Source organism: Paenibacillus vietnamensis (assembly GCF_020169515.1).
Lineage (GTDB): Bacteria > Bacillota > Bacilli > Paenibacillales > Paenibacillaceae > Pristimantibacillus > Pristimantibacillus vietnamensis.
In genome coordinates this window covers 78,368-94,782 of the sequence record NZ_JAHMHW010000004.1, presented here as the reverse complement: position 1 = coordinate 94,782, position 16,415 = coordinate 78,368, and the positions used below count along the sequence as shown (strand labels likewise).

The following is a 16,415-nucleotide window of genomic DNA, read 5'->3' as shown; positions in this document are numbered from 1 at the left end:
GACAAGAAGAATGGATGGGATTATTCGATGAGTAACATACCTAAAATTGTTATTCTTGGAGCGGGTTACGGAGGCATTTTGACTGCCCTGCGCCTGCAAAAGGAATTGAATTACAATGAAGCCGACGTCACTTTGGTCAATAAACATGACTATCATTATATTACGACTCATCTGCATATGCCGGCTGCCGGCACCGACAACCCGGAAAATGCCCGCGTCAGCATTTCGAAGCTGATCGATGAGTTCAAAATCGATTTCGTCAAATCCACCGTCGTACAAATCCGCCCTCAAGACAAAAAGGTTATCCTCGAGGACGGCACGCTTTCCTATGATTATCTCGTGATCGGACTTGGCGGCGAGCCTGAAACGTTCGGCATCCCGGGCCTTGGCGAGTATGCGATGAATATTCGCAGCATTAACTCGGTTCGCCTTATCCGCGAACATATCGAATACCAGTTCGCGCGTTACAAGCGCGAGCCGCACCGTACGGACTACCTGACATTTGTTGTCGGCGGGGCAGGCTTTACCGGCATTGAATTCGTCGGCGAGCTGTCCGACCGCATCCCGGAGCTTTGCAAGCAATTCGACGTTGATCCGTCTCTAGTAAAAATTTACAATATCGAAGCAGCTCCTACTGCGCTGCCTGGCTTTGATCCGGAGCTGGTCGAATACGGCATGGACGTCCTGACGAAGAAGGGCGTTACGTTCCGCATCGGTACGGCCATCAAGGAATGCTCGCCGGAAGGCGTTATCGTAGGCGAAGGCGAGGAAATCAAATCTTCGACCGTTATTTGGACCGGCGGCATCCGCGGCAACCGCCTGATCGAGGAAGCCGGCTTCGAAACGATGCGCGGCCGCGTGAAGGTGGACGAATTCCTTCGTTCGCCGGGCAACGAGAACATCTATATCGTCGGCGACAATTCGCTGATGTTTAATCCGGAAGGCCGCCCTTACCCGCCTACTGCGCAAATCGCAATGCAGCAGGGCGTCGTATGCGCGCACAACCTGGTGGCTTCGATCCGCAATCAGCCGCTGAAGGGCTTTACGTTCCACAACAAAGGCACCGTGGCGTCGCTTGGCAAGGGCGAAGCGATCGGGATCGCCTTCGGCAAGAAATATAAGGGCCGTACGGCTGCTTGGCTGAAGAAGCTGATCGACCTGCGTTACCTCTTTATTATCGGCGGCATTCCGCTCGTCCTCCGCAAAGGGAAGTTCCTGTAATGCGGCACTGCAGCGTTCAAGTCCGGGGGCTGCTGACCAGAGATGAGCTGGACCGGTACAATGCCTTAATGGAAGTCGGTACATTTCTGGAATCGCAGACCCGCTACGATCTGGCTTACACGGTGCAAAAGGAAGTAGATCTGCTTATTCAGCCCGCTATCGAGCGGCTCAAGGATAAAAGCCGCGCCCGCGATAAGGCGACCCAGGAGTATTTGGAAGCAAAGCGGCATGTTACGGAAGAGGACGAAGCGGAAGAGGAAGATTAAGTAAAAAGGCTTACGCCGCGTGCAGCATCGCTGCCCGGGCGTAAGCCCTTTTTATTGGGGTTTTTACAGCTTAAGCAAAGCGGTAAATTTGTCGCCGTCCAAAATATTGCCGACGTAAAAGTCGCCGAAATCCGCGAAGCGCGCGCTGACCTCGTCAAAACGCATTTCGTAGATGAGCTTTTTGAATTGAAGGGCGTCGTCCGCGAACAGCGTCACTCCCCATTCCCAGTTGTCGAAGCCGACGGATCCGGTAATGATCTGCTTGACCTTGCCGGCGTACGAACGTCCGATCATGCCGTGGCTGCGCATCATGGCGCGGCGGTCGTCCATGCTCAGCATGTACCAGTTGTCGTTGCCTGCGCGGCGCTTGTTCATCGGATAGAAGCAAATATGCTTCGCTTTCGGAAGGGCCGGCTTCAGCCTTGCGACAACCTCCGGATTTTCCATCGGATCCGAATCCGGTTTGGCCATGTAATTGCTCAGCTCGACGACGCTTACGTACGAATGAACGGGATATGTAAAGCTTGCGAATGAGGTTTTGTTGAAGGCCGTCTCGATAGCGTTCAGCTCCTCAAGCGTCTCGCGCAGATGCATAAAGACGAAATCGGCTTTTTGGCCTACGATCGAATAAACGGCTGTGCTGCCTTGCTTGCTCTCGCCGGTTTGCTCCCAATCCTTCAGGAACGATTGAAGCTCGTCCAGGGCGCGCGTACGCTCGCTCTCGTCGGCCAGGCGCCATGCCGTCCAGTCGATGCTTCTGAAATCATGCAGGGCATACCAGCCCTCTAATGTTTGTGCTGCTTCACTCATTGATTGAATGCTCCTCTCAAAGCTCCTTTTTGATGCTGCAATTATTGTATCGTAACGAGGCGATGGGGAGCAAATGGCGGTCTTGTGACATTTGATCCGCGCCGATTGACTTCCTGGGCACCATTCTTTAAACTAGGAAACGAGAGTCTGAAAGGAGAAGTTTGGATGCTTCAATTAATTATAGCGACGGTGCTGTTTCTGGTAATGATGTTTGGAATAGGCTTTATTTTGAACATGCTTCTCAAAACCACATGGTTTCCTATATATTTGTTCATTGTCGTTCTTATTCCGCTAGGCATCTGGGCTCCGTGGGACAATAACGCGACGGCTTCGATTGAAAACTTCGCTCATTACACAATTGTCGATTATGTTCCCGTATTGGGAGCGCTCGTCGGCGCTTATGTGAGCGGCTGGGCGATACGGGCGCTGCGCAAAGGCGGCTATAAAATGTTTTAACATGCAAATCCCTCATTCGGGGGATTTTTCTATTTTTCGACCGGACCCTAACAGGATGTTTTATGCTAGAATGATAGAGAGAAAGCAAGGGATGGAGTCGATGCAATGCGCATCAGTAATATATGGCAGTTTACGGAGCATCACCGCTATTACATATTCCGTGACTTTTCGCTAAGCAGTCTTGACTATAAAATGCTGTCGCTAATCTATCAGCCGATGATTGGCGCTTTTGCCGTCGCATTTTATCAGCAGCTGTATCATGGCATCGCGGAAGGCTGCTCCGGTTATTCGTCTTTGGAGCCGCAGCGGAAGCTGTTTCTCGGGCTTGGGCTGGAAATGAACGAGAAAGGCCGCAAATATTTAATCGAGCAGGCATCGAGGCTGGAAGCGGTCGGCTTGCTTCAGACCTCGAGGCTGGGTTTGACGGACAATGCGGACGTCATATACGAGTACGAGCTGGCAGAGCCGCTTTCGCCGGCCGAGTTTTTCCGCAACATGCATTTGACGATGCTGCTTCGCGACAAGGTTGGCAAGTATGCGGTCATTTCACTGCGGGAATCGTTTGGAGCGGTCGAGCCGGACGAGCTTGCGGGCGCTCAGCTGAACAAGGAAAATATTTCAACGCCTTTCTACGAGCTATTTAAGCTGAATATGCAGTCGGTTGACGATGAGTTCGAGCAGGCGCTGACGGAGGTGGCTCCCTCCAGACAGGCCTCGGCGCGCCCGGCGCTTGCGACGGCAGGCATTCCGTACGGCGAAATGATTTTGAGATTTCCGCGCAACTCGGCCAACCGGCGGTACATTGAAAGGCTGCGGAGCGACGAAGGGCAGCTAGCCCAAATTAATTATGTTGCTTATAAGTACAGCCTGACCGTCACGGATGTGTGCCGGCTGTTGGACGAGGACGGCATATTCGGGGAAGGCGGCGTCTTGAACGTCGACGAGCTGCAGCTTCGGGCGAACCAGTTTTACCGTCAGGATAAGAAGCGGGACGAGGAACGGCAGCGCACGTTAGCAAAAACGCAGCTGACGGCGGACGAAGAAACCGGCGGTCCGGAAGAGCCGGACGAGGAATTCGAGGTGCTGGAGCAGCATTATTTGCAGGTGCCGGGCAGGCTTCAGGGCCGCTGCGATATCCGGCAGTACAACATGCTTATGCGCAACGAGCCGCATACCCGGTTTTTGCAGCGGTTTTTTCCCGGCGCGGTGCCGGATTGGATCGAGCGCTCATTCGAACGCATCGATTTGAATTATAAGCTTGCGGCGCCGGTAATTAACGTGCTGGTCCATTACGTAATAGGAATGAATGATGCGCATCGGGTAACAAAAACGTTTCTCGAAGCCGTTGCGTCCAACATGCTTGTGAAGCAGATCGATACGTTCGAGAAAGCCGTTCTATACGTCAGGGAGCAAATGCAGGTCGAGAAGGACAAGGAACGGCGAAAGGAGACGGCGCAAGGATATCCGGCAGCAGGCAAAGGCACCTATTCCGGAAGGGGAGCCCGCGGCCGCGGAAGCTCCGGGAAGCCGTCTATTCCAATTGTGCAGGATGGGACATCCGGCTCGGCTGTTTCGGCGGATGAGCTGGAGGAGCTGCTGAAGCTTGCTCGCAAGCTGGACGGGAAATAAATGAAGCGGGGTGAGAGGCAATGGAGTCGTTGGGCGAAATGCTGAAAGCTTGGCCGGCGGGCCGGTCCATTACGGAACAGGCGGAGCGTAAGCTAGCGGAGCTGCTGGCCGATCCGCTTGTCGGCAAGCTGAGGGACAAATATCCGGAGCTGGACGAGCATACGATAAAAATCAACCTAAGCCGTGTTTACCAGTACGTGAAGGAATACCGAAGCTGCTCTAATTGTCCCGGACTGGACGATTGCCCGAATGATTTCGAAGGCCATTATACGCTGATAAGCTGCGATTCGGCGTATGGTTATCCGCAGCTTTACGACCGGAAGGTCGCGTGCAAGAAGTTTGTCGCGCGCCAGAAGGAGGAGCAGGTGCGCAGCCGGATCCGCAGCTTCTATATCGATGAGAAAGCTCTGCAGCGCGGTTATTCTTCGGATGAGATCTTAACGAACGATTTGGAGCGCGCGAAGGCGGTTGGCCAGCTGCTGCGGTACATCGACCGGACGAAGGAGCAGGGCTTGCAGGAGGAAGGTCTATTTTTGGCCGGGCGCTTCGGTACGGGCAAGACGTTCCTTATGTGCTATATGCTCCACGAGCTGGCGAAGGCCGGATATTCCGGCGTGATCGTCTACATGCCCGACTTCGTCGAGGATTTGAAGTCTCTGATGCATGAGCCGGGCAAGCTGAAGGAAACGGTCGACATGATGAAAGAAACGGATCTTTTAATATTTGACGACATCGGCGCGGAAAATTTGAATCCGTGGGTTCGCGATCATGTGCTGGGTGCGATTTTGAATTACCGTATGCAGCGGAAGCCGACCTTTTATACGTCCAATTATGAGCTGGATGCGCTTGAACAGCATTTCAGCTTCACGAGCAAAGACGGCGACGATCTGCACAAGGGACAGCGTATTATGGACCGGATCAGGCCGTACGTTGAGGTTGTCATGGTGACGGGCGAAAACAAACGCGGACGAAAATAACCAATGTTAGCTCCGGCTGGCAGATTCTTTCTTAAGAATCCGCCGGCCGGAGCTTTTATTTTTCTGCAGTATAACGCTTTCTTATCAGACTTATTATTTTTTCGAAATTATGTATTGACAGAACATAGGGTGCGCTGGTAAGATTCTCCCATAACCAACTAAACAGGTAGGAATAATGGTTTTCGACCGGTCGAACCGGAGCAAACCCCATTTTGACAAAGGAACGATGTCTACAAATAAACGATACGTTCCCGAGAAACCTGTCAACATTTTAAAGGGGTGTAAGGAATCATGAAGAAAATTGCACAAGTTCGTTCCGTATTTATTATTTTGGCATTGGCGCTCGTACTGGCCGCTTGCGGTCAAGGAGGCAATGCTCCGGCAAACGTCACGAATGAACCGGCGTCGTCCGGCAATGCGGCAAACGCAGCAACGAATGATCCGGCCAAGGATGAGCCGAAGCCGCCAGTTGAACTGCTTAATGTATCTTATGATCCGACTCGTGAGCTTTACGTAGACTTTAATGAAGCATTCTCGAAGCACTGGAAAGCAGAAACGGGCCAGGAAGTGACGATCAAGCAGTCGCATGGCGGTTCGGGCAAGCAGGGCCGCGCCGTTATCGACGGGTTGAAGGCCGATGTCGTTACGCTGGCGCTCGGTTACGACATCGACGCCATTGTGGAACCTGGTTTGATCCAAGCGGATTGGCAAAAGAAATTCGAGCACAACAGCTCGCCTTATACATCTACGATCGTGTTTCTGGTACGAAAAGGCAACCCGAAGGGCATTAAAGATTGGAATGATCTTGTGAAGGAAGGCGTCGAAGTTATTACGCCGAATCCGAAGACGTCCGGCGGCGCACGCTGGAACTACCTGGCGGCATGGGGCTACGCTTTGAAGCAAAACGGGGGAGACGAAGCAAAAGCGCAAGAGTTTGTAGCGGAGCTGTTCAAGCATGTACCGGTTCTTGATTCCGGGGCGCGCGGATCAACGACGACGTTCGTAGAGCGCGGAATCGGCGATGTCCTGCTGGCATGGGAAAATGAAGCGTTCCTGTCGATCAACGAGCTTGGTCCGGATAAATTCGAAATCGTCTATCCTTCGCTCAGCATTTTGGCAGAGCCGCCGGTAGCCGTAGTAGACAAAGTTGTTGACGATCGGGGCACTCGCGAAGTAGCGGAAGCGTATCTGAAATACCTGTACACGGAAGAAGGGCAAGAAATCGCGGCTAAAAACTACTACCGGCCGATTTCGGAAACGGTAGCGGCCAAATATGCCGACCAATTCAAAGCGCTTGAGCTGCTTACGATCGACGGTGATTTTGGCGGCTGGAAGGAAGCCCAAACGAAGCATTTCGCAGACGGCGGCATTTTCGACAAAATCTATACGCCAGGATCATAATTAGGCGAGATTGAGAAGATTGGAGCTGACTTCACATGAAAGGTTCCAAGTCCCGTAACATACTACCGGGTTTTGGTTTATCACTGGGCTTCACCTTGTTTTACTTGAGCGTTATCGTTTTAATCCCGCTGGCCGCCGTTTTTTTCAGAACGGCAGAGCTCAGCTGGTCCGAGTTCTGGAGTACGGTTACGAGTGCAAGGGTGATCGCGTCTTATAAGGTCAGCTTTTTAACCTCCTTTTTTGCCGGTTTCATCAACGCTGTATTCGGTTTATTGATCGCTTGGGTGCTCGTCCGCTACCGGTTCCCGGGCAAAAAGCTGATCGACAGCCTTGTAGATTTGCCGTTCGCGCTGCCTACGGCCGTAGCGGGGATCGCGTTAACCGCGATCTACGCTCCGAACGGCTGGATCGGTTCGCTGCTCGAGCCGCTAGGCGTAAAGGTTGCCTATTCGCCGATCGGGATTACGATTGCACTTATCTTTATCGGTCTTCCGTTTGTCGTGCGAACCGTACAGCCGGTGCTGCAGGATATGGAGAAGGAGACGGAGGAAGCGGCGGTCATGCTTGGTGCTTACCGCCTGCGGACCTTCTGGAAGGTCGTCCTGCCGGAGCTTGCGCCCGCGCTGTTAACAGGGTTTGCGCTCGCTTTTGCGAGAGGCATCGGGGAGTATGGCTCGGTTGTCTTCATATCCGGTAACATGCCTCTGAAGACGGAGATTACTCCGCTCCTCATTATGACGAAGCTGGAGCAATACGATTACGCCGGCGCTACGGCGATCGCGTTAGTCATGCTTATCGTTTCCTTCCTCATGCTGCTTATCATCAACCTGCTGCAGTGGCGGATGAACCGCCGCACAGTATCGGATTAAGGAGGAAAAGCAATGGCTGGAGCCATCACCGTACACACTTCCGAAGAGACATCCAAACGGCCAAGGCACATCACGGAATCGCGCCCCGTTCAATGGCTTCTTATCGGACTCGCGCTGTTGTTTCTCGGATTCATCGTTCTGCTGCCGCTCGTATCGGTATTCGTAGAAGCGTTTAAGAAGGGGATCGGCGTTTACTTCGATTCCATTACGGAGCCGGACGCCTTATCGGCGCTCAGGCTGACACTGATCGTTGCTTTGATCGCCGTCCCCGTCAATACGATTTTCGGCATAGCGGCTGCCTGGGCAATCAGCAAGTTCAAGTTCCGCGGCAAAAATATTTTGATCACATTGATCGATTTGCCGTTCGCCGTATCGCCTGTCATTTCCGGTCTCATCTATGTGCTGCTCTTCGGGGCGCAGGGCTTTTTCGGTCCATGGCTGGACGAACGCGGCATACAGATCATCTTCGCCGTACCGGGTATGGTGCTTGCAACGGTATTCGTAACCGTGCCGTTTGTCGCCCGCGAGCTGATTCCGCTCATGCAGGCGCAGGGAGTACAGGAGGAAGAAGCTGCGGCAAGCCTTGGCGCGAAGGGCTGGCAAATTTTTTGGAAGGTCACGCTGCCTAATATCAAATGGGGATTGTTATACGGCGTTATTTTGTGTAATGCACGTGCAATGGGAGAGTTTGGAGCGGTATCTGTCGTATCCGGGCATATCCGCGGAGAAACGAACACGCTGCCGCTGCATATCGAAATTTTGTACAATGAATATCAGTTTTCCGCATCGTTCGCTGTGGCTTCGCTCCTTGTGATGCTGGCTGTAGTGACGCTGATTGCAAAAAGCATAGTGGAATGGAAGTCGGGCCAGCAGAAGCGGGCCCATCAAACGGATTGAAATCCGACTAAAACACTTTAAATGGAGGGATTTAAAATGGCTAAACCGTTGGAATTGGATCAGCAGTGGCTTCAAAAAATTGCAGAGCAGGTGGACGGCATCCAATACGGGCAGGTTACGATCACTGTCCATGACGGAAGAATCGTTCAGATTGACCGGACGGAAAGAACTCGTTACGACAACCCCTCTCAGAAGCAGGTTCCGGGAAATACCAAGCAGCAATCGAAGCCGCGCGAGGCGCAGACAGCTGATGCGCTTCGCATCGTCCAATAGGGAGACACTTGCGCTCTACCAAAACGAAAAGACTCCGTCCGCCGGTGTTAAGCCGGTTGAACGGAGTCTTTTTTTGGGGGAAATAAAAAAAGAGCAGCACGCTGCTCCTTTTCCTTACGAAATGACGAATTTCACGATAACGGCGATGGCGAAAATGACGGTCATAAAACCGAGCATGCCGCCGAAGCCGAACATGACATCCATCAAGTCGTGGCGAGGCTCTTCATTGATATGCTCGCGCGGATCTCTTACGTTCTCCATGGTTGACGTCCTCCTTGAAAAAGACCGAAGCTCAAGCGACAACCTGTACAGATCGTCAATATGTAGTATCGGTTTAATCAGCTTATAATAGTATACCCAAACTCCCGAACAATTGTAAAGCCAGTACCGGTGACAATTCTAAAACAAAATGGCCCGTGACTGTGCTAAAATGTGTACATAGGTTATGGAAGCCGGAGGCGAGAGGATGACAGAACAGCATACGGAGAAGCAAGCTGAGCTGAAGCTTGCGGAAGCCAGGGAAACGATCAGAAACAAGCTCGCCTTGCTGCCGGATCAGCCGGGCTGCTATTTAATGAAAAACGGCGACGGCGTCATTATTTATGTCGGCAAGGCCAAGGTGCTCAAAAATCGGGTCCGCTCCTATTTCAACGGAAGCCACAACGGAAAGACGCAGCGGCTCGTTTCGGAAATCCGCGATTTTGAGTTTATCGTTACTTCGAGCAACATGGAGGCGCTCATTTTGGAGTGCAACCTGATCAAGCAGCATCATCCGAGATACAACGTGCTGCTGAAGGACGACAAAAGCTTTCCTTATATTAAAATTACAAACGAGAAGCATCCCAAGCTGGAAATTACCAGGCGTATCGTAAAAGACAAAGGCAGGTATTTTGGCCCGTATCCGAACGCATTCGCCGCCCAGCAGACGAAGAAGCTGCTCGACCGGTTATATCCGCTGCGCAAATGCAAGACGCTTCCGGATAAAGTATGTCTTTATTATCATCTCGGCCAATGCGTCGCACCGTGCGAATACGATGTGGAGCAGTCCGAGTACGACAGGATGATCCAGGAAATTACCCGCTTCCTGAACGGGGGGCAGGATGTCGTGAAGGCGGAGCTGCAGCGCAAAATGGAGGAAGCAGCCGAAAATCTCGAGTTCGAGCGGGCGAAGGAGTTCCGCGATCAGCTGGTTGCGATCGACGAGGTGATGGAGAAGCAGAAAATTACGATGTCCGATGCGCTGGACCGCGATATTTTCGGCTATGCCGTCGATAAAGGCTGGATGTGCGTGCAAATCCTGTATATGCGCCAAGGGAAGCTGATCGAGAGGCACGGAACGACCTTTCCTTATTACGGGGAAGCCTACGACGATTTTATGACTTTTGTGACGCAGTATTACAGCGACAACCCGGCGCTGCCGAAGCAAATTTTGCTGCCGCTGCCGCCCGAATCGGAACCGGAAGAAGGGCAGGATAAGCAAGCGGAAGAGCAGGGTGCCGGGCGGGCCGACGAGGTGATCGCATCGCTGCACAGCTGGCTGAAGGTCAAGGTGCTCATGCCGCAGCGCGGCCGCAAAAGCGAGGTCGTGTCGATGGCGGCGAACAACGCCAAGGTGATGCTGGACGAGAAGTTCAGGCTGATCGAGCGCGATGAGGAGCGCAGCGTGCGGGCATCGGAATCGCTGGCCGACTGGCTCGGACTGCCGCAGGTGCGCAGAATCGAGGCATTTGACAATTCAAATATTCAAGGGACCAACCCGGTATCCGCCATGGTCGTCTTCACGGACGGCAAGCCGGACCGCAAGGAATACCGCAAATACAAGGTGAAAACCGTGCAAGGTCCGGACGACTATGAGACGATGCGCGAAGTGATCCGCAGGCGTTATGAGCGCGTCCTGAAGGAAGAATTAACGCCGCCTGATCTGATCGTCGTCGACGGAGGCAAAGGGCAAATCTCGGCTGCGATTGACGTGCTGGAGAACGAGCTCGGCTTATACGTTCCCGTCTGCGGTCTCGTCAAGGATGCGAAACATAAAACCGCTCAGCTGATGACCGGCGACCCGGCGGAAATCGTACCGCTGCCCCGGGACAGCCAGGAGTTTTATTTGCTCCAGCGCATACAGGAGGAGGTGCACCGCTTCGCGATCACGTTCCACCGCGAGCAGCGCGCCAAATCGATGGTCGAATCGAAGCTGGATTCGATTCCCGGCATCGGCGAGAAGCGGCGCAAGCTGCTGCTCAAGCATTTTGGCTCCGTCAAAAAAATTAAAGAGGCCTCAGTCGAAGACTTCCGGCCTCTATCTATAGGAGAAAAGCTGGCATCGCAAATTATTGCGGCATTAAGGGAGGAGTCGTCCTGACGGGCGGTCTCTTCTCTTTTTTACTGCTCAGATATTGGATCATATAGGCGATCGGCACCGGCAGTACGGTGAAAAATACCGCGGAAACGATGTTAGGGGCCGAACCGACCGCCAGCAGCGACATGCCCACCGCAGCGCTGTTGAAGATGGCATGTGTGAACATCGACGTAATAAAGCCGTACCTGACAAAGATAAAGCTGAATACAAGACCGACGATCATAAGCTCGATCAGCCTGGTGGAGGACGGGTAGAACGGATACATCACATGCCCGAGCGCCCAGAACAGAGTAGGCAGCAGCGCAGCTGCAAACGTGTTTTTAAACCATTTGCGGAACAAACCGATTCCGAAAAAGCGGAACACCGCCTCCTCCGAAATGGCCGCCGCCCAGGCAAGCACCGGCATCAGCCAGAGGAACGCCATATTATAAGGTGACTGCGTGACGTCGGTTGTGCTCCACGTACCAATCGTGAATTCGAGGCCAATGAAGATGACCGATTGCAGGGCGAATAAAATGACCGCAAACAAATAGGACAGCCCCACGCTGCGCCAAACGTACTTTCCATAGCCCTGATCGCCGAAGCGGGGCCACAGGCGGCGCCCTTGAGCTTTCCATAAGCCGTCGCCCGCAACCATTGAAATATAGACGGAGGCAGCCATCGGAACGGTCATGAATACCGTAAACACAGCCGTAATCAGAACGGTTTCATCTGAACCGCCGGTTTCCCCCAGGGAGGCCCTTATGCCGTCCAACACGTTCAGGTTCATAATGATATATGTAATCAGAAAGACGACGGTCAAAATAATGCCGTATTTAAACGAAGTAAATTTACGATACAGGATCGCATACACAACGGCTAAGACGAACAGGACGAAGCTCATGAATAAATATCCGAAACCGGTAAGAAAGCCGGCGATTTTGTCCTGACCTTCAACGTAGCGGATATAGCCGGATGGTGCAGCGAAGGCGGCTTTATATTTCGTAATAACCGTTTTGCCGTTCAGCGATTCGGCTTGTACCGTCACTCCCAGCTTCGCATCCTTGATGCTGAATCCGGCCGGCTCTGCTTGCCATTCCCCGCTCTCGTTCAGCTTGCCTCCGCTAATTTCCTCTGCGCGGAACGATTGCTTAACCATAAAATCGCGGATTGCCGCGGTTTTGTCCGTATCGGACAGCTGCCCGCCATCAACTTTGAAGTTCCAATTGACGACCTCTCCGCTTTGCATATGTACGTAGACGTAACCGCTCCCGGACTGCTGAAGCTCCAAATCGACCTGGAACGTGTCGGAAGGGAACCGGGCGTCATACTGCTCGCCGTAAGTAGAAATAAGATCTTCCTTCGAAAGGTAGCCGTTCAACACCTTATCGCTTTGATGGACGGCTTTTGCATTCCGGACCTGTTGCCCGGTCAGCTCTTCGGCAAATGCGGCAGCCTTGCTCTCCGCCTCCGATTTGTCAATAACGGCGCCATAATATTCGTCCGACTCAGCGGAAGTAAACATAGGCATGACCTCAATGCCTAAATAAATGATCAGGCAGGCAAGCGCCGCCCAGAAAAAACGTTTCCATTCGTAAGGTCTTATAAATTCATTCATCGGTTCACCTCTGCAGTCTGAATGTTGGACTTCTTTCCCCATTACCTTATCATATTAATCCCTGATTTATCCAATGATAATATAAGATTTCATTCAAAAACGAGCGAAATAAAGACGCCGGACAAGCATGGAGCATACTTCTTCGGACCATTGCCCTATTTTGCTCTAAAATCGCCCGTTTCGTCCATCTTGCAAGCTTTATATATAGGCGTAATTGGGATTATAATCGTTATCGTCATGCAAACTGAATCATACAGCCGAATTTCCTATGGAAAACGGGGGAACCATAAAGCTGTCCTAACGATCCGGCAAGCTGTTATCAGCACGGAGCATTAGGCGGCATGGGGTGAATTTTAGCGGAGACGACCGTCTTTCTTGCTAAATAGGGCCGCCTGTCCAGGCCCGAATCCGTCAGCTAACCTCGTAGGCGTTATTGGAACAGGACTCACAGCACTGAGCGCCTTACGTTTCCAGTGCTTTTTTTTATGCCCGCATGCAGCTCCGCGGACCGAAGACATAGCAAAAAGAAGGCTGATTGATGAAAATTAACGTAAAAGTATGGAAATGGTCTCCACCCAGGATTTTGGTGAGCGGCTTTGCAATCATCATATTCATTGGAGCTTTTCTGCTGTCGATGCCATTTGCAAGCGCGAGCGGCGAAAGACTGCCGTTTCTTGATGCTCTATTTACTGCAACCTCGGCAACGTGCGTGACCGGTCTCGTCGTGGTCGATACAGGGACATATTTCTCTATTTGGGGTCAAATTATTCTGCTCGCTTTAATTCAGCTCGGGGGCCTCGGCTTTATGACGATGGCGACTCTCGTCGCTCTGGTGCTCCGGAAAAAAATCTCTCTGCGCGAACGGCTCATTCTGCAAGAGGCGATGAATCAGTCCAGCATGGAAGGCATCGTCAGACTGATCCGCAAAGTAATCTTTTATTCCTTAACGATCGAGCTCGCGGGAGCCGCGCTGCTGGCCGGGCGCTTTGCAGCCGATATGCCGCTCGGCAAGGCTGTGTATTATGGTATTTTCCATTCCATATCCTCGTTTAATAATGCCGGCTTTGACATATTCGGAGATTACCGCAGCCTGACGCTGTACGTGTCCGATCCCGTTGTGAACATAACCGCAATTCTGCTTGTTGTGCTTGGCGGTCTTGGTTTTGTCGTGATGTCCGATCTGCTTGAGCTCCGCAAAAACCGCAAGCTGTCTCTGCACAGTAAGGTGGTGCTCAGCATGACGGGGGCGCTCATTGCGGTCGGCTTTCTGGTCGTATTCGTATTCGAATTTACGAATCATTTGACGCTTGGAGCGCTTGATTGGGGCGGCAAGCTGTTGGCCTCTCTCTTTCAGAGCGTCATGCCGCGAACGGCCGGCTACAATTCGCTGGATTTGACGGTGCTTCGTCAGGCTACTCAGTTTTTTATCATTCTGCTGATGTTTATCGGCGCATCGCCCGGATCGACCGGCGGCGGCATCAAAACAACGACGTTTGCCGTTCTGGTCGGCTCCGTAATCGCGATGGTCAGGGGGCGCGAGGATATTGTGCTGTTCCGCTACCGGCTGGGTAAGGACCGGATTTTTAAGGCGCTGACGATTACGCTATTCGCAATGGCGCTGGTTATTTCCGTTACGATGCTGCTGTCGATGCTGGAGGACCAAAGCTTCATCAAGCTGCTGTTCGAAGCGACATCGGCGTTTGGAACCGTCGGGCTTTCGTTAGGCGTAACGCCGGAATTGTCGGAGGGCGGAAAAATCATTATAGCATTAACCATGTTTGTGGGACGGCTAGGTTTGCTGACGCTGGCATACGCCCTCGGACCTGGCGCCGATAAAGAGCTGTTCCGGTATCCGGAAGGCAAAATTACGATTGGATAGGGGATAAGGCAAGTGGGGACGAAGAAAAACCAGTTTGTTATCGTCGGCTTGGGCCGGTTTGGCTCCAGCCTCGGAAGGGAGCTCATCGCGCTCGGCAACGAGGTGCTTGGCATCGACAAGGACGAGGAAGCCGTTCAGGAGATGAGCGGCGTGCTCACGTTCGCCGTGTCGGCCGACAGCACGGATGAAGAAACGCTGCGTTCACTGGGCGTGCGAAATTTTGATTGCGGCGTCATCGCAATCGGAGACGATATTCAGGCCAGCATTCTGACAACGATTCTGCTCAAGGATTTGGGGGTCAAGAAAGTGGTGGCGAAAGCGATGAGCGAGCTTCACGGGCGTGTGCTGGAGAAAATCGGCGTAGACCGCGTCGTTTACCCGGAGCGGGATATGGGCATCCGGGTGGCGCATCAGCTGGTATCTCCCAATTTGCTTGATTATATCGAGCTGTCAAAGGATTATACGATCGCGGAGCTTGCCGTTCCGAAGTGCCTGAACGGAAAATCGCTGCACGACCTGAATCCGAGAGCGAGGTTCGGCTGCAGCATCGTGGCTATCAATAAGCCGGGCGGCATTATTATTGCGCCTACGGCCGATGACGTGCTCTCCGAGCGCGATGTGATGGTCGTGATCGGGACAAACGATCAGATCGAGGATTTCGAAGCGACGGTTATCAAGTAAGCGGCCGGTATATGGATTTTGAAGCGCTAGAATGGAAATGATGAAGGACAGCGGCCTTATTTTAGAAGGTGCTGTCCTTTTGTTTGGCAAAGCGCGCGGCCAGCTCGTTGATCCACAGCCGCACGGACGGGCTTAAAGCGGCGGAATCGGCATGGATGAGCGACGTGGTGCGCTTCGTCTCCTCCAGCTCTCTGATCGGAACGACAAGCAGTTCATTGTCTTCGAGCAGCTGGTGGCGCATATAGGAATGGGGCAGAAGCGTTCCCGCCCGGCATGTGTGCAGCAGCCGGAGAATCGCTTCGAATGAATCGATTTCCATCCGGACGTCGGGCTGCAGATGGTATTTGTCGAACAGCTCGTCCGTAAGCAGCCTGTACCAGGTGCCTTTGGAGAACAGAATCATCGGCATGCCGGTCAAGTCTTGAATGCTCAGGCTCCCCTTGTCCGTGATGATCTGATTTCGGGGCATCACAAGCGAAAGATGGTCCTCGAACAAAGGGATGCAGCGGAGCGTCGAATCTTCGATGCTTGAGGCCACGATGCCGATATCGGCTTTATGGTCGCGGACGAGCGATACGATTTCGTGCGTCTTGCCGGTAATCGCTTTAATATCGATTTCCGGATGCGCCGCGGTAAGCGTGCGGATCAGGTCCGGCAGCGTCGTCTGAAGCGTCGTCAAGCTGGCGCCAATGGTGAGCGTAGAGTGCCCGGTGGACGTAAACTCCGAAACTGTCTGCAAATATTTGCGGTGCAGCCGGCGGAGCTCCAACGCGTATTCGTACGTCAGCTGGCCGATCCGGGTCAGCTCCAGTCTTTTGCCGATTCTCCGGAACAGCGGCGCCCCGATCTCCTGCTCAAGCTTCGCTATTTTTCGCGAAAGGGCCGGCTGGGACAGATTGAGCAAGGCGGATGCCTTGTTCATGCTCGATTGTTCCACGATCACCGTAAAAACATGCATCTCTTCATTCATGGAAGATGCTCCTTATGTCGATAAGTTATAAGAAATTATAAAAAATAAGCAATTCCATTATAAGCTTAAAAGGAGTAGGATGGGAAGTGTGACTAATGTGTGTCGAGATTTGTTGACGGAGGAACATGCTGGG

Annotated in this window: 16 protein-coding genes and 1 riboswitch; of the genes, 12 read left to right on the top strand and 4 right to left on the bottom strand. The window is 52.7% G+C overall.

Annotation, left to right across the window (positions count from 1 at the left end):
• The first annotated feature begins 27 nt into the window (after window positions 1-27).
• Window positions 28-1,221 (top strand): NAD(P)/FAD-dependent oxidoreductase, encoded by a 1,194-nt coding sequence (locus KP806_RS10795; RefSeq protein WP_224723608.1) that lies wholly within the window; start codon window positions 28-30, stop codon window positions 1,219-1,221.
• Window positions 1,221-1,487: a hypothetical protein gene (locus KP806_RS10790; protein ID WP_224723607.1), complete on the top strand. Its 267-nt coding sequence runs from the start codon at window positions 1,221-1,223 to the stop codon at window positions 1,485-1,487. The genes KP806_RS10795 and KP806_RS10790 overlap by 1 nt, the downstream gene beginning before the upstream one ends.
• Before the next feature lie 63 nt (window positions 1,488-1,550).
• On the opposite strand, the gene hemQ is transcribed toward KP806_RS10790, so the two are convergent.
• The gene (gene hemQ / locus KP806_RS10785; protein WP_224723606.1) at window positions 1,551-2,297 is read right to left on the bottom strand and encodes a hydrogen peroxide-dependent heme synthase; all 747 of its coding nucleotides are present in this window, start codon (window positions 2,295-2,297) and stop codon (window positions 1,551-1,553) included.
• Between the two features lie 165 nt (window positions 2,298-2,462).
• On the opposite strand from hemQ, the gene KP806_RS10780 reads away from it, so the two are divergent.
• From KP806_RS10780 to KP806_RS10750, 7 genes are all read left to right on the top strand, one after another.
• The gene (locus tag KP806_RS10780) at window positions 2,463-2,753 is read left to right on the top strand and encodes a YuiB family protein (protein WP_224723605.1); all 291 of its coding nucleotides are present in this window, start codon (window positions 2,463-2,465) and stop codon (window positions 2,751-2,753) included.
• 105 nt (window positions 2,754-2,858) lie between these two features.
• Window positions 2,859-4,382 (top strand): replication initiation and membrane attachment family protein, encoded by a 1,524-nt coding sequence (locus tag KP806_RS10775; RefSeq protein ID WP_224723604.1) that lies wholly within the window; start codon window positions 2,859-2,861, stop codon window positions 4,380-4,382.
• Between the two features lie 20 nt (window positions 4,383-4,402).
• Window positions 4,403-5,359 (top strand): primosomal protein DnaI, encoded by a 957-nt coding sequence (gene dnaI, locus KP806_RS10770; RefSeq protein WP_224723603.1) that lies wholly within the window; start codon window positions 4,403-4,405, stop codon window positions 5,357-5,359.
• Between the two features lie 291 nt (window positions 5,360-5,650).
• Window positions 5,651-6,760 (top strand): sulfate ABC transporter substrate-binding protein, encoded by a 1,110-nt coding sequence (locus KP806_RS10765; RefSeq protein WP_224723602.1) that lies wholly within the window; start codon window positions 5,651-5,653, stop codon window positions 6,758-6,760.
• 35 nt (window positions 6,761-6,795) lie between these two features.
• On the top strand, window positions 6,796-7,629 hold the full coding sequence (cysT, locus tag KP806_RS10760) for a sulfate ABC transporter permease subunit CysT (protein WP_224723601.1): 834 nt from the start codon (window positions 6,796-6,798) through the stop codon (window positions 7,627-7,629).
• A gap of 12 nt (window positions 7,630-7,641) precedes the next feature.
• Window positions 7,642-8,526, top strand: coding sequence for a sulfate ABC transporter permease subunit CysW (gene cysW / locus KP806_RS10755; protein WP_224723600.1), 885 nt, complete (start codon window positions 7,642-7,644; stop codon window positions 8,524-8,526).
• A gap of 36 nt (window positions 8,527-8,562) precedes the next feature.
• The gene (locus tag KP806_RS10750; RefSeq protein WP_224723599.1) at window positions 8,563-8,799 is read left to right on the top strand and encodes a YezD family protein; all 237 of its coding nucleotides are present in this window, start codon (window positions 8,563-8,565) and stop codon (window positions 8,797-8,799) included.
• 114 nt (window positions 8,800-8,913) lie between these two features.
• Here KP806_RS10750 and KP806_RS10745 read toward each other — a convergent pair whose 3' ends face one another.
• On the bottom strand, window positions 8,914-9,060 hold the full coding sequence (locus KP806_RS10745; RefSeq protein WP_224723598.1) for a YqzM family protein: 147 nt from the start codon (window positions 9,058-9,060) through the stop codon (window positions 8,914-8,916).
• A 205-nt stretch (window positions 9,061-9,265) separates the two neighbouring features.
• On the opposite strand from KP806_RS10745, the gene uvrC reads away from it, so the two are divergent.
• Entirely contained in the window at window positions 9,266-11,158 is a 1,893-nt protein-coding gene (gene uvrC, locus KP806_RS10740) for an excinuclease ABC subunit UvrC (RefSeq protein ID WP_224723597.1), read from the top strand.
• Here the strand turns inward: uvrC and KP806_RS10735 are convergent.
• Window positions 11,127-12,752: a CPBP family intramembrane glutamic endopeptidase gene (locus tag KP806_RS10735; RefSeq protein ID WP_224723596.1), complete on the bottom strand. Its 1,626-nt coding sequence runs from the start codon at window positions 12,750-12,752 to the stop codon at window positions 11,127-11,129. The two genes, uvrC and KP806_RS10735, sit on opposite strands and share 32 nt — an antisense overlap.
• Window positions 12,753-12,997: 245 nt before the next feature.
• Window positions 12,998-13,197: riboswitch (cyclic di-AMP (ydaO/yuaA leader) on the top strand.
• A gap of 93 nt (window positions 13,198-13,290) precedes the next feature.
• Between KP806_RS10735 and KP806_RS10730 the strand changes: the two genes are divergently transcribed.
• Together KP806_RS10730 and KP806_RS10725 are read left to right on the top strand one after the other, a co-directional pair.
• On the top strand, window positions 13,291-14,631 hold the full coding sequence (locus tag KP806_RS10730; protein WP_224723595.1) for a TrkH family potassium uptake protein: 1,341 nt from the start codon (window positions 13,291-13,293) through the stop codon (window positions 14,629-14,631).
• Window positions 14,632-14,643: 12 nt separating this feature from the next.
• Entirely contained in the window at window positions 14,644-15,312 is a 669-nt protein-coding gene (locus KP806_RS10725; RefSeq protein ID WP_224723594.1) for a potassium channel family protein, read from the top strand.
• 61 nt (window positions 15,313-15,373) lie between these two features.
• Here KP806_RS10725 and KP806_RS10720 read toward each other — a convergent pair whose 3' ends face one another.
• Window positions 15,374-16,282: a LysR family transcriptional regulator gene (locus KP806_RS10720; protein WP_224723593.1), complete on the bottom strand. Its 909-nt coding sequence runs from the start codon at window positions 16,280-16,282 to the stop codon at window positions 15,374-15,376.
• Between the last annotated feature and the right edge of the window lie 133 nt (window positions 16,283-16,415).